Below are 21,353 nucleotides of genomic sequence, written 5' to 3' on the forward strand. Positions count from 1 at the left end.
GACGCATTGTATCGGAAAGCCGAGCGGCGTGCTCGGCCTTGCCGATGCTCAGGCGGCCTCCACTTGCACAGGTACGCCATTGAGGGCGGCGTTGCCGGATACGCCATCACGCAAGTGCTCGTCGGTCAGGTCATTGGCACTCACGCCCGGCTGTGCACCGGCCACCTGCAAGCGCGCGCCCTGGCGCCCGTGACCGTAGCCGTGGGGCAGGCTGACCACCCCTGGCATCATCTCCTCGCTAGCTTGGACAGGCACTTCGATCACGCCCGTACGTGAGCGGATCCGCACCATCTGCCCGTCTTGCAACTGGCGGTGGAGCAGATCATCCGGATGCATCAGCAGATGATGCCGCGGTTTGCCTTTGACCAGCCGATGATAGTTGTGCATCCACGAATTGTTGCTGCGCACGTGGCGGCGGCCGATCAGCAACAACTGGCCTGCCGTCGGCGCTGCCTGCCGGGCCAGACGCTGCAGGTCACCGAGCAGTACCGCCGGTGCGGCTTCGACTTTGCCGCCAGCCGTGCGCAAGCGTACCGCCAGGTTGGCACCCAGCGGCCCTAGATCCAGGCCGTGGGGGTGCTCATCGAGCATCTGCAGGGAAAGCTTCCAGGACGAGTCGTCACCATAAGGGCCCTTGCGCAAGGCAAAGTCGATCATTCGTGCCGGTGGCAGGGTCGCCTTGAGCTCGACCTGCGCACGCTGGGCAAAGGCTTCGGCCAGGCCTACGAAAATCTCCCAGTCATGCAGCGCCCCCTCCGGTTTGGGCAGGATCGCCCGGTTGAAGCGGGTGACGTTGCGTACCGCCAGCAAGTTGAAGGTGGAATCGTAGTGGTCATTCTCCAGCGCCGAGGTGGAGGGCAGGATCAGGTCAGCATGACGCGTGGTTTCGTTGATGTAGAGGTCGATGCTGAGCATGAACTCCAGGCCGGCCAAAGCCTCGTCCAGGCGCCGCCCGTTGGGCGTGGACAGCACCGGGTTCCCGGCCACGGTCACCAACGCCCGTACCTGCCCGTCACCGGGCTCGAGGATCTCCTCGGCCAAGGCCGAGACCGGTAGCTCACCAGCATATTCGGGCAACCCCGAGACGCGGCTGCGCCACTGGTCGAAGTGGCCACCCGAGGTGCTGGCGACCAGATCGACCGCCGGCTCGGTGCATAACGCACCGCCAACCCGATCGAGGTTGCCGGTGACCAGGTTGATCAATTGCACCAGCCAGTGGCACAACGAGCCGAAGGCCTGGGTCGATACCCCCATCCGGCCATAGCACACCGCTTTGTCGGCGGCGGCGAAGTCCCGCGCCAATCGGCGGATTTCCTCGGCCGGGATGCCGCACAACGCGCTCATGCTGGCGGCATCGAACGGCAGGATCGCCTCGCGCACCTGCTCCAGGCCATTGATCGGCAGGTGCGAACCACGGGCCAGGCCCTCGGCGAACAGGGTATGCAACAGACCACACAGCAGCGCTGCGTCGCCACCGGGGCGAATGAACAGGTGCCGATCGGCCAGTAACGCCGTCTCGCTGCGCCGCGGATCCACCACCACGAACTGCCCGCCCCTGGCCTTGAGTGCCTTCAGGCGTTTTTCCACATCGGGGACGGTCATGATGCTGCCATTGGAAGCCAGGGGATTGCCGCCAAGAATCAGCATGAACTGCGTGTGGTCAATGTCCGGAATAGGCAACAACAGGCCATGGCCGTACATCAGGTGGCTGGTCAGGTGCTGCGGCAGCTGGTCCACCGAGGTGGCCGAGAAGCGGTTGCGGGTCTTGAGCAGGCCGAGGAAGTAGTTGCTGTGGGTCATCAAACCATAGTTGTGCACGCTGGGGTTGCCCTGGTAGACCGCCACTGCATTACGTCCATGGGCTTGCTGCACCGCCCACAGCCGCTCTGCGGCGAAGGCGAAGGCCTCGTCCCAGCCGATCGCCTGCCACTGGTCACCGATGCGCCGATGAGGCTGGCGCAGGCGGTCAGGGTCTTCCTGGATATCCTGCAGGGCGACCGCCTTGGGGCAGATGTGGCCGCGGCTGAACGGATCCTGCGGATCGCCCTTGATCGAGCTGATCCGCGGCGGTCCCTCTGCCTCATGGGTGATTACGATGTTCAGGCCACAAATGGCCTCGCACAGGTGACAGGCTCGGTGATGCAGGGTCTTGGTCATGGCCGCCTCTGCCTTGTTGTTCTGGAGGTTCGACTATGCGCCGCACCAACCGGGCTTGCCAGCGCGCTTCGCGGCATGAATCGGGCGACATCAGGCCGACGATTCGCGACGATGAATTTGCCAAAATCGAGGTAAGCCGTGTACAACCTCTGTAGCAAATAAAAAACAGCTGCTCGCCAAAGGCTTACGACACCCTTTGACACAGAGGCGCTGTTTCCCCTCTTGGTTTAAGGCGACATTTAATTATAGTATTGCGCCTTTCCCTATTCCGTCCGCCCCGTGCGGCTTACGCCGCAGGTCACTCCCGTTGTCAACAAAACCCATACGGTCGACCTGCAAAACGTTGCAGATAAGGTAGTCAATCATGAGCGCTAGGCACTTTCTCTCCCTGCTGGATTTCACCGCTGACGAATTGCTCGGCGTGATCCGTCGCGGCATCGAGCTGAAGGACCTGCGTAAACGAGGCGTGCTGTTCGAGCCGTTGAAGAACCGCGTGCTGGGGATGATCTTCGAGAAATCCTCGACCCGAACCCGGGTATCGTTCGAAGCGGGCATGATCCAGCTTGGCGGCCAGGCGATCTTCCTGTCGCCGCGCGACACCCAGCTGGGCCGCGGCGAGCCGATCGCCGACAGCGCCATCGTGCTGTCGAGCATGGTGGATGTGGTCATGATCCGCACGCACGCCCACAGCACGCTCACCGAATTCGCCGCCAATTCGAAGGTGCCGGTCATCAATGGCCTGTCCGACGAATCGCACCCCTGCCAGTTGCTGGCAGACATGCAGACCTTCTTCGAGCACCGTGGCGCGATCCAGGGCAAGACCGTGGCCTGGGTCGGCGACGGCTTCAACATGTGCAACTCCTATATCGAAGCTGCCGTGCAGTTCGATTTCCAATTGCGCATCACTTGCCCTGAAGGCTACGAGCCCGATCCACGCTTCCTGCAGTTGGGCGGCGACCGCGTGCAGATCATCCGTGATCCGAAGGAAGCCGTGCGCGGCGCCCACCTGGTAACCACGGATGTCTGGACTTCCATGGGCCAGGAAGAGGAAACTGCACGCCGCCTGGCGCATTTCGCGCCTTACCAGGTCACCCGCGAACTACTCGACCTGGCGGCACCCGACGCCCTGTTCATGCATTGCCTGCCCGCCCACCGTGGCGAGGAAATCAGCCAGGACCTGCTCGATGACCCCCGCTCGGTCGCCTGGGACGAAGCTGAGAACCGCCTGCATGCACAGAAGGCCCTTCTGGAATTTCTTGTAGAACCGGCTTACCACCACGCATGAGTCAACAGCTACTGCTCAACCTGCGCAACCTGGCCTGCGGCTATGGCGCGCAGCGCATCGTCCAGAACCTCAACCTGCACCTCAACGCGGGCGACATCGGTTGCCTGCTAGGGTCGTCCGGTTGCGGCAAGACCACCACGCTGCGCGCCATCGCAGGGTTCGAGCCGGTGCACGAGGGCGAGATCCAGCTGGGAGGCGAGGTCATCTCCCGCGCCGGCTTTACCCTGGCTCCAGAGAAACGCCGGATCGGCATGGTGTTCCAGGACTACGCACTGTTTCCCCATCTGACCGTCGCACAGAACATCGCCTTCGGCATCGCCAAGCATCCGCGCCAGGCTATGGTGGTCGAGGAGATGCTCGAACTAGTCAAGCTGGCCGGCCTCGGCGGGCGTTACCCGCACGAACTGTCGGGTGGCCAGCAGCAACGCGTGGCACTGGCCCGGGCGCTTGCGCCGGAGCCACAGTTGCTGTTGCTTGACGAGCCGTTCTCCAACCTCGACGTGGAGCTGCGCCGACGCTTGAGCCATGAGGTCCGTGATATTCTCAAGAGCCGAGGCACCAGCGCCATCCTGGTCACCCACGACCAGGAAGAAGCCTTTGCCGTCAGCGATCACGTAGGGGTGTTCAAGGAGGGGCGCCTGGAGCAGTGGGACACGCCCTACAACCTCTACCACGAACCGCAGACCCCGTTCGTCGCCAGCTTCATCGGCCAGGGCTACTTCATTCGTGGCCAGATGAGCAGCCACGAAGCAGTAAGCACCGAACTCGGCGAGCTTCGCGGCAACCGAGCCTACACCATGGCACCCGGCAGTTCGGTGGACGTGTTGCTGCGCCCTGACGACATCATCCACGCTCCAGACAGCACGTTGCGAGCGCAGATAATCGGCAAGAGTTTCCTTGGCGCTTCAACCTTGTACCGCCTGCAGCTTCCCACCGGCAGCCAGCTTGAAGCGATCTTCCCCAGCCACAACGACCACCCGCTCGGCCAACAGGTCGGTATTGCAGTGGCGGCCGAACACCTGGTGTTGTTCGCGGTGCCCGGCAGCGTTGCCGCGCAGCTGACGCGCCAGGAGAGCGGTGTGCGGCGCATCAGCTCGGCGCTGTAGGATTTGACAAGCATTATGGGGCATGCCCGCTTTCGCATACCGCTACAACGGTGCGGAAGCGGACTTGCTTCGCGAACGGCTTGAATCACAGCACCAAGGTGCCAGAGGCTACCAACCGGGCCTGCCCACCAATCTTCACCCGCTGCCCCTGCAGTCGGCAGAACAGCTCCCCACCACGTGCGGAGAGCTGGAACGCGTGCAATTGCGACCTGCCAAGGCGTGCCGCCCAGTAAGGAATGAGCGAGCAGTGAATCGAACCGGTGACAGGATCCTCGGGGATTCCGATACTCGGTGCAAAATAGCGCGACACGAAATCGTGCTCTTCACCAGGCGCCGTTACGATTACGCCCAAACCCGGCAGTCTTGCCAACGCCACCATGTCTGGCTCGCAGGCACGCACGGCTTGCTCAGAAGCCAGTACAACCAGCAGCTCCTTGGTCTGGTAAACCTCCTGTACCCCGCACCCCAGCGCCTCGGCCACGGCCACGGCCACGGCCACCGACTCAGCCATGGGCTGCGGATCAATGCGCGGGAAATCGAGCCACAGGCGGCCCCCTTCACGCGCCACGCTCAATGGACCGGACAGGCTTTGAAAGTCCAGACGAGGCTTCTGCTCACCATAGACCTCGAACAGAACATGGGCACTGGCGAGGGTGGCATGACCGCACAGCGGCACTTCGGTTGCGGGGGTGAACCAGCGAATCCGGTAGCCCTCTCCTTCAGCGACCACGAACGCAGTTTCGGCGAGGTTGTGCTCGGCGGCGATCTGCTGCATCAGCGCATCGTCGAGCCACTGTTCCAGGTGGTAGACCATGGCCGGATTGCCGGCGAAGGGCCGGTCACTGAACGCATCGACCTGGTGAAAATGCAGTTGCATGCCACGACTCCTGTGTAGGGCGCAAAGGCCACGAGCATGGAGCAAGGCGTCTGGACCGAACAGTGACAGAGTCGTGGAATTTGAATCAGTACAGATGATCAGCCACGGCCGATCTCGGCGAACTGTGCCTGGGTATGGGCAGCGAGCACTGCTGCGGCGAGTTCCACCTCCAGGCCGCGGCGGCCAGCGCTAACATGAATCGTTTCATGTTGTTGCGCGGATTGATCGATGAAAGTGCGCAGGCGCTTCTTTTGTCCCAGCGGGCTGATCCCGCCAACCAGGTAGCCCGTGGCGCGCTGGGCAGCCTGGGGGTCGGCCATTTCGCATTTCTTCACGCCGGCCGCATGGGCCAACGCCTTCAGATCGAGCGTTCCACCCACCGGCACCACTGCCACCAGCAGCTCACCTTTTTCGCTGCTGGCGAGCAGCGTCTTGAACACGCGCAATGGGTCAAGGCCGAGCTTTTCCGCAGCCTCCAGACCGTACGATGCGGATTTCGGATCATGTTCGTAGCTGTGCACGCGGTGTTCGGCACGCGCCTTTTTCAATAGGTCCAGGGCGGGGGTCATCAACGGCTCCAGGCGATCACAAGTCGCCCGGTACTTTAGGGTAAATCCGCCGGGGCAGCCAGCGCAGGACCCAGGCTAGAGCACCGGCCTTGGGTTCACCGCGCGGCACGGCAGTCAGAATGTGGCTGAACGTTCATTTTCGACCTTTGACATCAGCGTTTCTTGTCTATATTTTTTCGTTTATGAATAAATGGTGCACCTATAAGGTGCGCCTCCTGTACCCGCCCGGCGTCAATGGGGATCGACTCCGGGCTTTTTGCTGTCGAGCGCCCAGCGCCTCACAACAACAAGAACCGAGGTCATACATGACGACTGCTCTACGACAACCCACGCTTTCCGCCCAGTGCCTGGCCGAATTCCTCGGCACTGCCCTACTCATCTTCTTCGGTACCGGCTGTGTTGCCGCGCTCAAGGTCGCCGGGGCCAGCTTCGGCCTGTGGGAAATAAGCATCATCTGGGGGGTCGGCGTGAGCATGGCGATCTACCTCACTGCCGGTGTGTCCGGCGCGCACCTGAACCCGGCGGTCAGCATCGCGCTGGCCGTGTTCGCCGGCTTCGATAAGCGCAAGCTACCGTTCTACATGCTCGCCCAGGTGTGCGGCGCATTCTGCGGCGCCGCGTTGGTGTACTTCCTGTACAGTAATCTGTTCTTCGATTTCGAACAAAGCCACGCCATGTTGCGCGGCAGCCAGGCCAGCCTCGAACTGGCCTCGGTGTTCTCCACCTATCCGCACCCGGCGCTATCCACCGGCCAGGCGTTCCTGGTCGAAGTGATCATCACCGCCATTCTGATGGCCGTGATCATGGCCCTGACCGACGACAACAACGGCCTGCCCCGTGGCGCCACCGCGCCCCTGCTGATCGGCCTGCTGATCGCCGTGATCGGCAGCGCAATGGGCCCGCTGACCGGGTTTGCGATGAACCCGGCGCGCGATTTCGGGCCTAAACTGATGACCTTCCTGGCCGGCTGGGGCGAAGTTGCCTTCACCGGCGGGCGCGATATTCCGTATTTCCTGGTGCCGGTGTTCGCGCCGATCCTCGGCGCCAGCCTGGGCGCGGCCCTGTACCGCGGGCTGATCGCCCGCAATTTGCCGACGATACAAGCCGCGGATCAACAGACAGACGATAATCCTCAGGGCGACACCCAGGTTTCCTGATGCCAACGCCGGGCCCGGGCTGACACCCGGCGCCCGCCACGCCCTGAACTACCCCCTATTCGTGCAAGGCCACCGACATGACCGATACCCTGGACAAGAACTACATCATCGCCCTGGACCAGGGCACCACCAGTTCGCGCGCCATCATCTTCGATCGCGACGCCAACGTGGTGGGCACCTCGCAGCGTGAATTCGCCCAGCACTACCCACAGGCGGGCTGGGTCGAGCACGACCCGATGGAAATCTTCGCCACCCAGAGCGCGACCATGGTCGAGGCCCTGGCCCAGGCCGGCATCAGCCACGCCCAGGTCGCCGCCATCGGCATCACCAACCAGCGCGAGACCACCGTCGTCTGGGACAAGGAAACCGGGCGCCCGGTGTACAACGCCATCGTCTGGCAATGCCGGCGCAGCACCGAGATCTGCGCTCAGCTCAAGCGCGACGGCCATGAGCAATATATCCGCGAGGCAACCGGCCTGGTCACCGACCCGTACTTCTCCGGCACCAAGCTCAAGTGGATCCTCGATAACGTCGAGGGCGTGCGCGAACGCGCCGAGCGTGGCGAGCTGCTGTTCGGCACCATCGATACCTGGCTGATCTGGAAATTCTCCGGCGGCAAGGTGCATGTCACCGACTACACCAACGCCTCGCGCACGCTGATGTTCAACATCCACAGCCTGCAATGGGACGAAAAGCTCCTCGATATCCTCGGCATCCCAAGCCAGATGCTGCCCGAGGTTCGCCCGTCGTCCGAAGTCTATGGCCACACCAAGAGCGGCATTGCCATCGCCGGTATCGCCGGTGACCAGCAATCGGCGCTGTTCGGCCAGATGTGCGTGGAGCCCGGCCAGGCCAAGAACACCTACGGCACGGGCTGCTTCCTGCTGATGAACACCGGCGACAAGGCGGTGCAATCGTCCCACGGCCTGCTCACCACCATCGCCTGCGGCCCGCGTGGCGAAGTGGCCTACGCCCTTGAGGGCGCGGTCTTCAACGGTGGCTCCACCGTGCAGTGGCTGCGCGACGAACTGAAGATCGTCAACGACGCCTACGACACCGAGTACTTCGCCAGCAAGGTCAAGGACAGCAACGGCGTCTACCTGGTGCCAGCCTTCACCGGCCTGGGCGCGCCCTACTGGGACCCGTACGCCCGGGGCGCGCTGTTCGGCCTGACCCGTGGCGTCAAGGTCGACCACATCATCCGTGCCGCCCTCGAGTCGATCGCCTACCAGACCCGCGACGTGCTCGACGCCATGCAGCAGGACTGCGGCCAGCGCCTGTCCGAACTGCGCGTGGACGGTGGCGCGGTAGCCAACAACTTCCTCATGCAGTTCCAGGCCGACATTCTCGGCACCTGCGTCGAGCGTCCGAAAATGCGCGAAACCACAGCACTGGGCGCAGCCTACCTGGCGGGCCTGGCCTGCGGTTTCTGGAGCGGCCTGGACGAGCTGCGCGACAAGGCGATCATCGAGCGCGAGTTCAGCCCGCAGTTGGACGAAGCGGCCAAGGAGAAGCTGTACAAGGGCTGGCGCAAGGCCGTGGATCGCACCCGCGACTGGGAAGATCACGACGCCTGAAGCTATGAAGTCGGGGCCGCTGCGCGGCCCCGACTGAGCAACGGCCTACTGGTCGCCATCCCCTTCCTGCGGCATCATTGCAGAATTTGTCCGGCTGCCCCAAAGGACCGCCCATGAATCTGCCCCCACGCCAACAACAAATTCTCGAGCTCGTCCGCGAACGCGGCTATGTCAGCATCGAGGAAATGGCGCAGCTGTTCGTCGTCACCCCACAGACCATCCGCCGCGATATCAACCAGCTCGCCGAAGCCAACCTGCTGCGCCGCTACCATGGTGGGGCCGCTTACGACTCGAGCATCGAGAACACCGCCTACGCCATGCGCGCAGACCAGATGCGCGACGAGAAGCAACGCATCGCCGACGCCGTGGCCCGGCAGATTCCCGACCATGCCTCGCTGTTCATCAACATCGGCACCACCACCGAATCCATCGCCCGCGCCCTGCTCAACCACAATCACCTGAAAGTCATCACCAACAACCTGCACGTGGCGGCGATCCTGGCGGCCAAGGACGATTTCGAAGTGCTGGTGGCCGGCGGCACGGTACGCCGCGACGGTGGCGTGGTTGGCCAGGCAAGCGTCGACTTCATTAATCAGTTCAAGGTCGATTTCGCCGTGGTCGGCATCAGCGGCATTGACGAGGACGGTAGCCTGCTGGACTTCGACTACCAGGAAGTACGGGTATCCCAGGCCATCATCGCCAATGCCCGCCAGGTGCTGCTGGCGGCGGACTCAAGCAAGTTCGGGCGCAATGCCATGGTTCGCCTGGGCTCGATCAGCCTGGTCGACTGCCTGGTGACCGACCAGGCACCTTCCCCGGCCCTGACCCAGTTGCTCAACCAGTACAAGATTCGCCTCGACGTGGTTTGAGACCGCCCGCCTCGCCTATTGCAAGCAGTCGGGTCGAGCACCGTCCTGGCGGCGCTTGATCTTCCTGCCTTGCAAATCGATCACCCTGCCTTTTCGAAAATGTTCATTTCCCTGTCATCCGATCAGTTTTTTCTATGAAGACTGACTGGCCGCCACCTGTTCATTAGGCTACTATTTTCGCAAACGAACATTAATGTTCACATTCGCTGTGAACAGCCCCAGGAGGCCTTGCCCGTGTCCCAGCCCGTTTCGTCCCAGCCCCCCCTCCAAGACTGCTACGACCTCGCCGTTATCGGCGGTGGCATCAATGGCGTGGGCATTGCTGCCGATGCCGCCGGGCGTGGCCTCAAGGTGTTCCTTTGTGAAAAGGATGACCTGGCACAACACACCTCCTCGGCCAGCAGCAAGCTGATCCACGGTGGCTTGCGCTACCTGGAGCACTATGAGTTCCGCCTTGTACGCGAAGCCCTGGCCGAGCGTGAAGTGCTGCTGGCCAAGGCGCCGCACATCGTCAAGCCCATGCGCTTCGTGCTGCCGCACCGCCCGCACCTGCGCCCCGCCTGGATGATCCGCGCTGGTTTGTTCCTCTACGATCACCTCGGCAAGCGCAAGCGCCTGGGTGCTTCGCGCAGCCTGCGCTTCGGCCCGGGTTACCCGCTCAAGCCGGCCATCACCCGCGGTTTCGAATATGCCGACTGCGCGGTGGATGACGCCCGCCTGGTAGTGCTCAACGCGATGGCCGCGCGTGAACAGGGCGCGCAGATCCGCACGCGCACCCGCTGCCTGCGCGCCGAACGCATCGATGGCGTGTGGCAGGTGGAATTGCAGAACGCCGATGGCAGCCTGCAGACCATTCGTGCCCGCGCCTTGGTCAATGCTGCCGGCCCCTGGGTGGCCAGCTTTATCAAGGACGACTTGAAGCTCGACGCGCCCTACGGTATCCGCCTGATCCAGGGCAGCCACCTTATCGTGCCGCGTCTGTACGAAGGCGAACATGCCTATATCCTGCAGAACGAAGACCAGCGCATCGTTTTCTGCATCCCGTACCTGGACCGTTTCACCCTGATCGGCACCACCGACCGCGAATACAGCGGCGACCCGGCCAAGGTGGCGATCACCGAGCAGGAAACCGATTACCTGCTGAATGTAGTGAACGCCCACTTCAACCACCAACTGAACCGCAGCGACATCCTGCACACTTACTCCGGGGTGCGTCCGCTGTGCAACGACGAGTCGGACAACCCGTCGGCGGTGACCCGTGACTACACACTGGCGTTGTCCGCAAGTGAAGGGCAGGCGCCGCTGCTGTCGGTGTTCGGGGGCAAGCTGACCACCTACCGCAAGCTGGCCGAATCGGCCATGGCCGAACTCAAGCCGTTCTTCACCCAGATGCGCGGTAGCTGGACTGCCGATGCGCCATTGCCAGGCGGTGAAGACATGAGCACTGCTCAGGCACTCGCCGCAGACATACAAGCTCGTCACGGCTGGTTGGCACCAGATATCGCCAAACGCTGGGCGATTACCTACGGCAGCCGAGCCTGGCACATCCTTGACGGTATGAACGGACCAGAGGACCTGGGCCAATCCATCGGGGGCGGACTGTTCAGCCGAGAAGTGGATTATCTTTGCCTGCAGGAATGGGCGCTGGACGCCGAAGATATTCTTTGGCGCCGCACCAAGCTGGGCTTGTTCACAAGCTTCTCGGAGCAACAGGCTCTCGCCACCTATCTGCGGGCTCGCTCCGAACAGGCTTGCGCCGCTTGAAAGCATCCCATGCGCCCCGCGATGGGCGCCCAGGAGCGATTGCGCAGGTATTCAGGAATACAGACGCTGGTAGACCTCACGGGCCAGCGTCCTGAGCAAGCGGCGCTCGGCGAGCTCGAACTCGTACATCAGTGCGTTGCTGCGTAGCGTGAAGGTCCAATCATCAATCCGGCTTTGCTCGACATCCGCCTCCAGCGCTTCCATGCGCAACCGCAGAGGTTCAGCCAACGCAGCGAATCGAGAAGCGTAGCGCTCGCGCACATGGGCCGCCCAGAACGGGCGCTGTGCAGTCGACTCGATCAACGCATCTGCCGTTTCAGCGCCCAATACCTGGTCTTGCGCACGGAGCACGTCACTGGTAGTCACCCGGGCGTGACCTTGGTAATGCATTGAGTCCGACTCCAGCGGCAAGCCGAGTGGGTGTAGCAGTTTGTAACGATAGAAAAACCTTACCTCAATCTCATCTACCGGCAGGCTGGCCTCACGCATTCGCTCAACGTGCCGGGCCGCGATGCGGTCCACCTCATCCAGGCGGAACAACGATCGCCCAAGGCGCATCAGCCGATCCTCGACATCAACAGCAGGTACACCACTGACTGCTCGCTCGACCAGTACGCCAAGCTCCAACTGGCTGAGAATCAACAGCAGGCCGTCTTCGCAGGTGCGCTGGCCGGAAGCCGCTCGCTTATGAAACGTGAAAAGAAGCCGCGAAAGGTCTTGTCGCGCAGCCGTTCGGCCAGCGCGTCGTACAGCGCCTGCCAAGAGTCATGACGCGCAACGGGTGATAGCGGATCGCCAGGAATCCAGGCGATCACACCTAGTAAAGGCGCATCAAGCTCCTGCCGCACCTCCAGTGTCACCACCCCCCTCACGCATTTACCGAGCAGGTAGAGTTGGCGCGGCATGATGACGCCTGGCAAGGTAGGCACGATCGGCTTGGGCGCAGTTACTGGCAACAAGTGAAGATAACTTTGCTCATCCAGGTTCCCCTTGAGTGTGGCAATGCGCACAGCTACCTCAAAGTGACTGCGCAGGCTCTCCTCGAAACGTCGATGCAGCCGCTGCGCAGCCTCTCCAGGAAGGTCGCCTGGCTGATCGGATGGCACCAGGTGCTGATTGAGAAGCGCCTGGTAGCGCCCCCCTATGTCCACTTGTCGACACAGCCCTGCGAAAGCTTCGAATCCCAGCGGCAGCACACGGCCGGACTTTGCATGCAATTGCCCCTTGCGCCTAAGCCCAGGCCGGGTTTCGGTGACATGGAAATTGTGCAGGGCGGCAACCAACAGCGTGCGGATGGAAGAACGCTCGTAGCTTGGTCGATAAAGGCTAGGGGCTACCGTCGGTAAACTGAATTGCTCGACGATGCGTACTGTGCTGCGTCGGACATCGGGGCTGGCAACGCCACGCGCGCGAAGCGCAGGCTCCAGCAGTTGCTCAGCAAACTTTTCCAGCGAAGGAATACCGTCCAATACCTGCTTAAGCGCGCTCGACGCCGCCTCCTGTCGACGTAGCGCGAGGCGCAACGACAGCAAGTGATGCACGCCGTGCCGAGTCATCCACACAGGTAGTTGCCGTGCAATCAGTCCATCGATCGAATGCGGGAAAAACGGCGCGACTGTCATGTCAGGGTCCTTGACGAGATGAGAATCTCAGTACACCACTCGCGCTTGAGAAAGACCCTGTACATAGTTGCCACTTTCCATTGGCCACCTCGCAAACCGATAACAATTCGTTCGGAACACCGAACGCCAAAGAGAGATCCGTTCGGGAACCCGTCTGCTACGAGCTAAGTTTCACCGCGTCAAAAAAGATTAATACTCAGCATTTTCACAGCGTTATGATGATTATCAGGGCTTGGCACGACTCATGCTCTACACTTGGAAGCCGAATGCACCCGCTTCATGCTGTATTCGTTGAACGAAGAGTCCGCCAACGGCTCCATAAAAAAAACAAACACGTCGAGGAAAATTTGATGCGCATCGTTCGTCAATTGCTGGGCGCCGCCATCGCGGCCGCTGTCATCGCATCGCCGGTCATGGCTGAAGAGCTCACCGGTACCCTGAAGAAGATCAAGGATTCGGGCACCATCACCCTGGGCCACCGCGACTCTTCCATTCCGTTTTCCTATCTGGCAGGCAGCACTGCGCCCGTGGGTTACTCCCACGACATCCAGCTGGCCGTCGTCGAAGCCCTGAAGAAGCAACTGGGCACCGACATCAAGGTCAAGTACAACCTGGTCACTTCGCAAACCCGCATCCCGCTGGTGCAGAACGGCACCGTGGACCTTGAGTGCGGCTCCACCACCAACAACGTCGAGCGCCAGCAGCAGGTCGGCTTCTCGGTGGGCATCTTTGAAGTCGGCACCCGCCTGCTGACCAAGGTCAAGGATGGCCAGCCATCCTATAAAGACTTCCCGGACCTGGCCGGCAAGAACGTGGTAACCACCGCCGGTACCACCTCCGAGCGCATCCTCAAGGCGATGAACGCCGACAAGCAGATGAAGATGAACGTGATCTCCGCCAAGGACCACGGCGAAGCCTTCAACATGCTCGAAAGCGGCCGCGCCGTGGCCTTCATGATGGACGACGCGCTGCTGGCCGGTGAAATGGCCAAGGCCAAGAAACCGTCCGACTGGACCATCACCGGTACCCCACAGTCGTACGAAATCTACGGCTGCATGGTGCGCAAGGACGACCCAGCCTTCAAGAAGGCAGTCGACGAAGCCATCGTCGCCTACTTCAAGTCGGGTGAAGTCAACAAGAGCTACGACAAGTGGTTCCAGCAGCCAATTCCGCCAAAGGGCCTGAACCTGCAGTTCCCGATGAGCGACGAACTGAAGAAGCTGATCGCCGAGCCGACCGACAAGGCCGCGGACGAGAAGAAGTCCTGACCTCCGGCAAATAGTGGCCTGAAGCGCATCCGCGCGAATCCATCCAACAGGCCACCTAGTTAGTGTCTAACCTTTACATCCGAGGGCGTCGAACGCCCCCGGATGTATCGAGGTGCCCGTGAAACAACCGTCTGAGGGGAAATCCCGATGAATTACAACTGGGACTGGGGCGTGTTCTTCAAGTCCACCGGCGTGGGCAGCGAAACCTATCTGGACTGGTACGTCACCGGCCTGGGCTGGACCATCGCCATCGCCATCTCCGCCTGGATCATCGCCTTGCTGCTGGGCTCGCTGCTCGGCGTGATGCGTACCGTACCCAATCGTCTGGTGTCAGGGATCGCCACCGCCTACGTCGAGCTGTTCCGCAATGTGCCGCTGCTGGTGCAGCTGTTCATCTGGTACTTCCTGGTGCCGGACCTGCTGCCCGAAGGCCTGCAGGAGTGGTTCAAGCAGGACCTCAACCCGACCACCTCGGCGCTGATCAGCGTAGTCATCTGCCTGGGCCTGTTCACCGCCGCCCGTGTCTGCGAGCAGGTGCGCACCGGCATCCAGGCGCTGCCCCGCGGCCAGGAGTCGGCCGGGCGCGCGATGGGCTTCAGCCTGCCGCAGATCTACATGAACGTGCTGCTGCCCCAGGCCTACCGGATCATCATTCCGCCGCTCACTTCGGAATTCCTGAACGTGTTCAAGAACTCCTCGGTGGCCTCGCTGATCGGCCTGATGGAGCTGCTGGCGCAGACCAAGCAGACCGCCGAGTTTTCCGCCAACCTGTTCGAGGCGTTCACCCTCGCCACGCTGATCTACTTCACCCTGAACATGGGCCTGATGCTGCTCATGCGCATGGTCGAGAAGAAAGTCGCCGTGCCTGGCCTGATTTCCGTGGGGGGCAAGTAAATGGAAATGGATTTCAGCGAAATCATCCCCGCGCTGCCCGCCCTGTGGGACGGCATGCTGCTGACCCTGCAACTGATGGTCATGGGTGTGGTTGGCGGTATCGCCCTGGGCACCGTCCTGGCCCTGATGCGGCTGTCGTCGAGCAAGCTGCTGGCCAACGTCGCCGGCGCCTACGTCAACTACTTCCGCTCCATCCCCCTGCTGCTGGTGATCACCTGGTTCTACCTGGCGGTGCCCTTCGTGCTGCGCTGGATTACCGGTGAAGACACCCCCGTGGGCGCGTTCACCTCCTGCGTAGTGGCGTTCATGATGTTCGAGGCGGCGTACTTCTGCGAAATCGTGCGTGCCGGCGTGCAGTCGATCTCCAAGGGCCAGATGGGCGCCGCGCAAGCGCTGGGCATGAGCTACGGCCAGTGCATGCGCCTGATCATCCTGCCCCAGGCGTTTCGCAAGATGACTCCGCTGCTGCTGCAACAGAGCATCATCCTGTTCCAGGACACCTCGCTCGTCTACACCGTCGGCCTGATCGACTTCCTCAACTCGGCCCGCGCCAACGGCGACATCATCGGGCGCTCCCACGAGTTCCTGATCTTCGCCGGTGTCGTCTACTTCCTCATCAGCTTCTCCGCTTCGTGGCTGGTCAAGCGCCTGCAAAAAAGGATCGCCGTATGATTTCCATCAAGAACGTCAACAAGTGGTACGGGGACTTCCAGGTACTGACCGACTGCAGCACCGAGGTCAAGAAAGGTGAAGTGGTGGTGGTCTGCGGCCCCTCCGGCTCGGGCAAGTCGACGCTGATCAAGTGCGTCAACGCCCTGGAGCCGTTCCAGAAAGGCGACATCGTGGTCGATGGCACCTCCATCGCCGACCCGAAGACCAACTTGCCGAAATTGCGTTCGCGGGTGGGCATGGTGTTCCAGCACTTCGAGCTGTTCCCGCACCTGTCGATCACCGAGAACCTGACCATCGCCCAGCGCAAGGTGCTCGGCCGTAGCGAGGCCGAAGCCACCAAGAAGGGCCTGGCCCTGCTCGACCGCGTCGGCCTTGGCGCCCACGCCAAGAAGCACCCCGGCCAGCTGTCGGGCGGCCAGCAGCAGCGCGTGGCGATCGCCCGCGCCCTGTCGATGGACCCGATCGTCATGCTGTTCGACGAACCGACCTCGGCGCTGGACCCGGAGATGGTCAACGAAGTACTGGACGTGATGGTCGAACTGGCCCACGAAGGCATGACCATGATGTGCGTGACCCACGAGATGGGCTTCGCCCGCAAGGTCGCCAACCGGGTGATCTTCATGGACAAGGGCAACATCATCGAGGACTGCCAGAAGGAAGACTTCTTCGGCAACCCCGAAGGCCGCCACGAGCGTACCCAGCACTTCCTCAGCAAGATCCTGCAACACTAAGTCGGCCACAGTGACGCTGCCCGGCCACTTGCCGGGCAGCGGAAGCTGGTCGTGACAAGGCCACTGTGATGAAATGCGACCCTTCGCTCCTTCGCCCTGCCCAGCCCACCGTGAAATCCCGCCTGATTCGCCAATTGCTCGTCCCCCCGCTGGTCATCCTATTGATGGTCGGTCTAGGGATGGCTGGCTTCCTGATCAGCGAAAGCAACGGCATCCGCACGCTCAGCGAAAACGGCGAGCGCCAGTTGGAGCTGCATGCGCGCACCGTCGAAAGCGAAATCAGCAAGTACACCTACCTGCCCAGCCTGCTCGAGCTGGAAGACAGCGTCTCGCGCCTGCTCACCGACCCTGACGCCGGCGACCGCCAGGTCGTCAACGAATACCTCGAGGGCCTGAACCGGCGCAGCCGCAGCCGGGCGATCTTCGTCCTCGATACCAATGGCCGGGTCCAGGCCACCAGCAACTGGCGCGACGCCGACTCCTTCCTCGGCGAGGACCTGGCATTCCGCGCCTATTTCCAGGTCGCCGTGCGCGGCGAACCCGGGCGTTTCTACGGTATCGGCAGCACCACCGGCGAGGCTGGCTACTATCTGGCCCACGGCCTGGAGGAGCACGGCAAGATCATCGGCGTGGCCGTGATCAAGGTGCGCCTCGATACCCTGGAGGAGCGCTGGCAGCGCGCCCGCCTGGAAGCCTTCGTCAGCGACGAGAACGGCATCATCATCCTTTCCAGCGACCCGTCCCGACGTCTGAAGTCGGTGCGGCCGCTGAACCCGCAGATCAAGGAACGCCTGGCGCGCAGCCTGCAGTACTACTGGTGGCCGCTCAACGAGCTGCAACCGCTGGCCCGGGAAACCCTGTCCGACGGCGTGGAAAAACTGACCTTTCCGGCCAACAGCGAGACCGAGCACGGCAAGCAGCACAATGTCTCCTACCTGGCACAGACCCGACGCCTGGCCGACACGCCCTGGCACTTCACCCTGCTTACCCCCTTGCAGGACCTGCGCCGCGAGTCGATGGTGCAGGGCATCCTGGTCGGGGTGGCCTTTGCCCTGCTGGCGATCCTGGCCATCGCCTGGAACGAGCGACGCAAGGTGATCGCCACCCGCCTGGCGGCCCGCGAGGCCCTGGAAGAGGCGAACAGCCAGCTGGAACGCAAGATCACCGAGCGCACCGCCGACCTGCGCGCTAGCAACGAACGCCTCAAAGGGCAAATCCGCGAACGCCGCCACGCCGAACAGACCTTGCGCCACGCCCAGGACGAACTGGTCCAGGCCGGCAAGCTGGCGGCCATCGGGCAGATGTCCACCAGCATCGCCCACGAACTCAATCAACCGCTGGCGGCGTTGCGCACCCTGTCGGGCAATACCGTGCGCTTCCTCGAGCGCGGCGCGCTGGAAACCGCCAGCGCCAACCTGCGCACCATGAACGACCTGATCGATCGCATGGGCCGCATCACCGCCAGCCTGCGCTCGTTCGCCCGACGTGGCGACGACAGCGGCCAGGCGTCTTTGGAAAAGGCCGTGGAAGCCACGTTGCAAGTGCTGGCCAACCGTATCAGCGCCTGCCACCTGCATTTGCACCGCCAGTTCGACGATGCGTTGCTGGCCATCGACCAAACTCGCCTGGAACAGATCCTGGTCAACCTGATTGGCAACGCCCTCGATGCCATGGCCACACAGCCCTTGCCACAACTGTGGCTGGAAGGCGAGAGGCAGGGCGACAAATACCGCCTGCGGGTGCTAGACAATGGCCATGGCATAGACGCCGAGGCGCGCAAGCACCTGTTCGAACCCTTCTTCACCACCAAACCGGGCGAGCATGGCCTGGGCCTGGGCCTGACCTTGTCGGCGAGCCTGGCCACTGCCGCCAAGGGTACACTGAGCGTCGAACATCCCGCCGGTGGCGGCACCGCATTCGTCCTTGCCCTGCCCCTGGCCACGCCCCCTAGCGAATTGGCTGAGCCTCTATGAAACAAGCACCTCTCACCGTCCTGATCGTCGAAGACGACCCGCACGTGCTGCTCGGCTGCCAGCAGGCGCTGGCCCTGGAAGACATCGCCTGCGAAGGCGTCGGCAGCGCCGAGCAGGCCCTCGAGCGAATCGGCGACGACTTCGCCGGCATCGTCGTCAGCGATATCCGCCTGCCGGGCATCGATGGCCTGGAGCTGCTCAACCGTCTCAAGGCACGCGACCGCAGCTTGCCGGTGGTACTGATCACCGGACACGGCGACATCGACATGGCGGTCGGTGCCATGCGCAACGGCGCCTACGACTTCATGGAAAAACCATTCTCGCCAGAGCGACTGGTCGATGTGGTGCGCCGCGCCCTGGAACAACGCGGCCTGTCGCGCGAGGTGTTCGCCCTGCGTCGCCAACTGGCCGAGCAGAGCAGCCTGGAAGGTCGCATCATCGGCCGCTCACCGGCCATGGAACAACTGCGCGAGCTGATCGCCAACGTCGCCGACACTTCGGCCAACGTCCTGATCGAAGGCGAGACAGGTACCGGCAAGGAGCTGGTTGCCCGCTGCCTGCACGACTTCAGCCGACGCCAGGGCCAGCCATTCGTGGCGCTGAACTGCGGCGGTCTCCCGGAGAACCTGTTCGAAAGCGAGATCTTCGGCCACGAAGCCAATGCCTTCACCGGTGCCGGCAAGCGCCGCATCGGCAAGATCGAGCACGCCAACGGCGGCACGCTGTTCCTCGACGAAGTCGAGAGCATGCCGATCAACCTGCAAATCAAGCTGCTGCGGGTACTGCAAGAGCGCACTCTGGAACGCCTGGGCTCGAACCAGAGCATCCCGGTGGACTGCCGGGTGATCGCCGCGACCAAATCCGACCTCGCCGTACTGGGCCAGAGTGGCCAGTTCCGCAGCGACCTGTACTACCGCCTCAACGTCGTCACCCTCGAGCTGCCACCACTGCGCGAGCGACGCGAAGACATCCTGCAACTGTTCGAACACTTCCTACAACAGTCAGCCTTGCGCTTTGACCGCGAGCCCCCCACCCTCGACAGCCAGACCCTGTCGCAGTTGCTGGCCCACGACTGGCAAGGCAACGTGCGCGAGCTGCGCAACGTCGCCGAACGCCATGCCCTGGGCCTGCCCGCGTTCAAGAAGGGGAGCAGCGGCGGGGCCAGCCAAGGGCTAGGTTTCGCCGAAGCGGTAGAGGCATTCGAACGCAACCTGCTCAGCGATGCCCTGCAGCGCAGCGGTGGCAATCTCAGCCAAGCCAGCCAGGAACTGGGGATGGCCAAGACCACGCTGTTCGACAAAGTGAAGAAGTACGGCCTCGGCTGATCGGCTACCTTACCTTGGAAGTTTAACGTGGACTTGGCATTCAAAGCGGCCCTGGGCGCGGGCGTGGTGCTCCTCCTGGCCATCCTGTCGAAAACCCGCAACTACTACATTGCCGGCCTGGTGCCGCTGTTTCCTACCTTTGCCCTGATAGCCCACTACATTGTTGGCAAGGGACGGTCGCTGGAGGATCTGAAAACCACCATCCTGTTCGGAATGTGGTCGATCATCCCCTACTTCGTGTACCTGGCCACGCTGTACGTACTGGTTGAGCGCATGCGCCTGGAGGCCTCGCTGGCCCTGGCCACGGTAGCCTGGCTGGTCGCTGCGACCCTGCTGGTGAGCCTATGGGTGAGAGTGCATTGAACGAACTGCGGGCTAAACCTGCGCCCAGCCGTGGTGGAAGTGGGCTTGCTCCAGTCGTTATCGTGCACCACCGCGCTAAAGCCCGGCGATATGCGTGACATCCTGCCGATGCGCCTGTAGGTAGGGGAGCACAACCCCCAGCAGGGGCGCCTTGAACGGCTCCTGGAACCGATGCGCCAGCCCCGGAATCAGCCGCAACTGGCTGCCCTGGATGTGTGCCGCCAGGTGTACCCCATGCATCACTGGCAACAGCGGATCGGCCGTTCCGTGCACCACCAATGTTGGTAGCCGCAGTTGGTTGAGCAACTCCACCCTGCTGGGTTCGGCGAGAATCGCCATGATCTGGCGTTTGGCCCCCTGCGGATTGAATGCCCGGTCATAGGCCACGGCAGCCTGCTCGATGAGGGCAGCGCGGTCATCGTGCACCTGGGGACTACCTAACGCCGCGAGCAACTCGGCTTGCTGCGCGATAGCCACCTCACGATTCGGTGCACTGCGTCGCGCCAGCAATTGCAACAGGGCCGGGGCAGGGGCCGGCAGGCCAACCGCGCCCGAACTGGACATCACCAGCGTCAAGCTACGCACCCGCTCCGGCGCCATGGCGGCGAGATGCTGCGCGATCATGCCGCCCATGCTCACGCCCAGCACATGAAACTGGCGGACCTCGAGTGCATCCATGAGACGTAAGCCATCATTGGCCATGTCCGTCAGGCTGTAAGGTGCCGAAACAGGCAGCCCCAGCTTGTAGCGCAGCAGTTCGATTGTCAGGTTCGCCGAAGCCGGCATTTGGTTCCAGCGTGACAGGCCGACGTCGCGGTTGTCGTAGCGAATCACTCGAAAGCCTTGACGGCACAGGGCTTCGACCACGTCATCCGGCCAGTGGATCAGTTGCCCGCCCAGGCCCATCACCAACAGCAGAACGGGGTCTCGGGGCGCACCGACGCTCTGGTACACCAGGCTCAGCTCGCCCAGCTCCGCCCGTTGCACAGGTGCATGAACATCACAGCGGCCTTCGGCGAAGCTCGCCGGTACGCTGACCAGTAGCAAGAAGAAAAGTAACCACATGAAAGCAACACCAGAATGCAGATCCCCAGTAGCGCGAGATTGTGATGAATCTCCTCCCGGCGCGCTGCCACAAAACCGT

Annotated in this window: 19 protein-coding genes; 13 read left to right on the forward strand and 6 right to left on the reverse strand. The window is 62.6% G+C overall.

Annotation, left to right across the window (positions count from 1 at the left end; translation table 11 throughout):
* Positions 1-48: 48 nt before the first annotated feature.
* A complete protein-coding gene (locus tag LU688_RS21650; protein ID WP_160290659.1) occupies positions 49-2,157 on the reverse strand; it encodes a molybdopterin oxidoreductase family protein in 2,109 nt (702 codons plus the stop codon).
* A gap of 364 nt (positions 2,158-2,521) precedes the next feature.
* On the opposite strand from LU688_RS21650, the gene argF reads away from it, so the two are divergent.
* A complete protein-coding gene (gene argF, locus LU688_RS21655) occupies positions 2,522-3,442 on the forward strand; it encodes an ornithine carbamoyltransferase (protein WP_038706664.1) in 921 nt (306 codons plus the stop codon).
* Entirely contained in the window at positions 3,439-4,548 is a 1,110-nt protein-coding gene (locus LU688_RS21660) for an ABC transporter ATP-binding protein (protein WP_023629021.1), read from the forward strand. Before argF ends, LU688_RS21660 begins: the two co-directional genes overlap by 4 nt.
* 85 nt (positions 4,549-4,633) lie before the next feature.
* Here the strand turns inward: LU688_RS21660 and LU688_RS21665 are convergent, their stop codons facing one another.
* Together LU688_RS21665 and ybaK are read right to left on the reverse strand one after the other, a co-directional pair.
* A complete protein-coding gene (locus LU688_RS21665; protein ID WP_160290658.1) occupies positions 4,634-5,425 on the reverse strand; it encodes a PhzF family phenazine biosynthesis protein in 792 nt (263 codons plus the stop codon).
* 98 nt (positions 5,426-5,523) lie between these two features.
* Positions 5,524-5,994 (reverse strand): Cys-tRNA(Pro) deacylase, encoded by a 471-nt coding sequence (gene ybaK / locus LU688_RS21670; protein WP_023629020.1) that lies wholly within the window; start codon positions 5,992-5,994, stop codon positions 5,524-5,526.
* A 305-nt stretch (positions 5,995-6,299) separates the two neighbouring features.
* On the opposite strand from ybaK, the gene LU688_RS21675 reads away from it, so the two are divergent.
* The 4 genes from LU688_RS21675 to glpD all read left to right on the forward strand — a co-directional run bounded on the left by LU688_RS21675 (position 6,300) and on the right by glpD (position 11,361).
* The gene (locus LU688_RS21675) at positions 6,300-7,151 is read left to right on the forward strand and encodes an MIP/aquaporin family protein (RefSeq protein WP_160290657.1); all 852 of its coding nucleotides are present in this window, start codon (positions 6,300-6,302) and stop codon (positions 7,149-7,151) included.
* Between the two features lie 77 nt (positions 7,152-7,228).
* Positions 7,229-8,728: a glycerol kinase GlpK gene (gene glpK / locus LU688_RS21680; RefSeq protein ID WP_046854445.1), complete on the forward strand. Its 1,500-nt coding sequence runs from the start codon at positions 7,229-7,231 to the stop codon at positions 8,726-8,728.
* 113 nt (positions 8,729-8,841) lie between these two features.
* The gene (glpR, locus tag LU688_RS21685) at positions 8,842-9,597 is read left to right on the forward strand and encodes a DNA-binding transcriptional repressor GlpR (RefSeq protein WP_023629017.1); all 756 of its coding nucleotides are present in this window, start codon (positions 8,842-8,844) and stop codon (positions 9,595-9,597) included.
* 234 nt (positions 9,598-9,831) lie between these two features.
* Positions 9,832-11,361, forward strand: a complete 1,530-nt coding sequence (gene glpD, locus LU688_RS21690) for a glycerol-3-phosphate dehydrogenase (protein ID WP_160290656.1) — start codon at positions 9,832-9,834, stop codon at positions 11,359-11,361.
* 51 nt (positions 11,362-11,412) lie between these two features.
* Here glpD and LU688_RS21695 read toward each other — a convergent pair whose 3' ends face one another.
* Both LU688_RS21695 and LU688_RS21700 read right to left on the reverse strand, forming a co-directional pair.
* Positions 11,413-12,003 carry an NEL domain-containing protein gene (locus LU688_RS21695; protein ID WP_232888003.1) on the reverse strand — a complete coding sequence of 197 codons (591 nt, stop codon included), beginning with the start codon at positions 12,001-12,003 and terminating at the stop codon, positions 11,413-11,415.
* The gene (locus LU688_RS21700; protein WP_232888002.1) at positions 12,000-12,983 is read right to left on the reverse strand and encodes a dermonecrotic toxin domain-containing protein; all 984 of its coding nucleotides are present in this window, start codon (positions 12,981-12,983) and stop codon (positions 12,000-12,002) included. The genes LU688_RS21695 and LU688_RS21700 overlap by 4 nt, the downstream gene beginning before the upstream one ends.
* A gap of 350 nt (positions 12,984-13,333) precedes the next feature.
* Between LU688_RS21700 and LU688_RS21705 the strand changes: the two genes are divergently transcribed.
* The 7 genes from LU688_RS21705 to LU688_RS21735 all read left to right on the forward strand — a co-directional run bounded on the left by LU688_RS21705 (position 13,334) and on the right by LU688_RS21735 (position 20,209).
* Positions 13,334-14,251 carry a glutamate/aspartate ABC transporter substrate-binding protein gene (locus LU688_RS21705; protein WP_031314503.1) on the forward strand — a complete coding sequence of 306 codons (918 nt, stop codon included), beginning with the start codon at positions 13,334-13,336 and terminating at the stop codon, positions 14,249-14,251.
* A gap of 147 nt (positions 14,252-14,398) precedes the next feature.
* Positions 14,399-15,145, forward strand: a complete 747-nt coding sequence (locus LU688_RS21710; RefSeq protein ID WP_023629014.1) for an amino acid ABC transporter permease — start codon at positions 14,399-14,401, stop codon at positions 15,143-15,145.
* Positions 15,146-15,817 (forward strand): amino acid ABC transporter permease, encoded by a 672-nt coding sequence (locus LU688_RS21715; protein ID WP_023629013.1) that lies wholly within the window; start codon positions 15,146-15,148, stop codon positions 15,815-15,817.
* Positions 15,814-16,548: an amino acid ABC transporter ATP-binding protein gene (locus LU688_RS21720; protein WP_038706667.1), complete on the forward strand. Its 735-nt coding sequence runs from the start codon at positions 15,814-15,816 to the stop codon at positions 16,546-16,548. Before LU688_RS21715 ends, LU688_RS21720 begins: the two co-directional genes overlap by 4 nt.
* Positions 16,549-16,616: 68 nt before the next feature.
* The gene (aauS, locus tag LU688_RS21725; RefSeq protein ID WP_094012400.1) at positions 16,617-18,521 is read left to right on the forward strand and encodes a two-component sensor histidine kinase AauS; all 1,905 of its coding nucleotides are present in this window, start codon (positions 16,617-16,619) and stop codon (positions 18,519-18,521) included.
* Positions 18,518-19,846, forward strand: coding sequence for a two-component response regulator AauR (aauR, locus tag LU688_RS21730; RefSeq protein ID WP_023629617.1), 1,329 nt, complete (start codon positions 18,518-18,520; stop codon positions 19,844-19,846). The genes aauS and aauR overlap by 4 nt, the downstream gene beginning before the upstream one ends.
* 27 nt (positions 19,847-19,873) lie before the next feature.
* Positions 19,874-20,209: a GlpM family protein gene (locus LU688_RS21735; RefSeq protein WP_023629616.1), complete on the forward strand. Its 336-nt coding sequence runs from the start codon at positions 19,874-19,876 to the stop codon at positions 20,207-20,209.
* 75 nt (positions 20,210-20,284) lie between these two features.
* Here the strand turns inward: LU688_RS21735 and LU688_RS21740 are convergent, their stop codons facing one another.
* Positions 20,285-21,274: an alpha/beta fold hydrolase gene (locus LU688_RS21740; protein ID WP_023629615.1), complete on the reverse strand. Its 990-nt coding sequence runs from the start codon at positions 21,272-21,274 to the stop codon at positions 20,285-20,287.
* Positions 21,275-21,353 lie beyond the last annotated feature (79 nt).

Source organism: Pseudomonas soli, from assembly GCF_021283165.2.
Lineage (GTDB): Bacteria > Pseudomonadota > Gammaproteobacteria > Pseudomonadales > Pseudomonadaceae > Aquipseudomonas > Aquipseudomonas soli.

Excerpts from the sequence above, each read along its gene's own strand:
- LU688_RS21650 (WP_160290659.1), bottom strand. The coding sequence starts at position 2,157 with ATGACCAAGACCCTGCATCACCGAGCCTGTCACCTGTGCGAGGCCATT.
- argF (WP_038706664.1), top strand. The coding sequence starts at position 2,522 with ATGAGCGCTAGGCACTTTCTCTCCCTGCTGGATTTCACCGCTGACGAA.
- glpR (WP_023629017.1), top strand. The coding sequence starts at position 8,842 with ATGAATCTGCCCCCACGCCAACAACAAATTCTCGAGCTCGTCCGCGAA.
- LU688_RS21710 (WP_023629014.1), top strand. The coding sequence starts at position 14,399 with ATGAATTACAACTGGGACTGGGGCGTGTTCTTCAAGTCCACCGGCGTG.
- glpK (WP_046854445.1), top strand. The coding sequence starts at position 7,229 with ATGACCGATACCCTGGACAAGAACTACATCATCGCCCTGGACCAGGGC.
- LU688_RS21705 (WP_031314503.1), top strand. The coding sequence starts at position 13,334 with ATGCGCATCGTTCGTCAATTGCTGGGCGCCGCCATCGCGGCCGCTGTC.
- LU688_RS21675 (WP_160290657.1), top strand. The coding sequence starts at position 6,300 with ATGACGACTGCTCTACGACAACCCACGCTTTCCGCCCAGTGCCTGGCC.
- LU688_RS21715 (WP_023629013.1), top strand. The coding sequence starts at position 15,146 with ATGGAAATGGATTTCAGCGAAATCATCCCCGCGCTGCCCGCCCTGTGG.
- LU688_RS21740 (WP_023629615.1), bottom strand. The coding sequence starts at position 21,274 with ATGTGGTTACTTTTCTTCTTGCTACTGGTCAGCGTACCGGCGAGCTTC.
- aauR (WP_023629617.1), top strand. The coding sequence starts at position 18,518 with ATGAAACAAGCACCTCTCACCGTCCTGATCGTCGAAGACGACCCGCAC.
- LU688_RS21665 (WP_160290658.1), bottom strand. The coding sequence starts at position 5,425 with ATGCAACTGCATTTTCACCAGGTCGATGCGTTCAGTGACCGGCCCTTC.
- ybaK (WP_023629020.1), bottom strand. The coding sequence starts at position 5,994 with ATGACCCCCGCCCTGGACCTATTGAAAAAGGCGCGTGCCGAACACCGC.
- LU688_RS21660 (WP_023629021.1), top strand. The coding sequence starts at position 3,439 with ATGAGTCAACAGCTACTGCTCAACCTGCGCAACCTGGCCTGCGGCTAT.
- LU688_RS21700 (WP_232888002.1), bottom strand. The coding sequence starts at position 12,983 with ATGACAGTCGCGCCGTTTTTCCCGCATTCGATCGATGGACTGATTGCA.
- aauS (WP_094012400.1), top strand. The coding sequence starts at position 16,617 with ATGAAATGCGACCCTTCGCTCCTTCGCCCTGCCCAGCCCACCGTGAAA.
- LU688_RS21720 (WP_038706667.1), top strand. The coding sequence starts at position 15,814 with ATGATTTCCATCAAGAACGTCAACAAGTGGTACGGGGACTTCCAGGTA.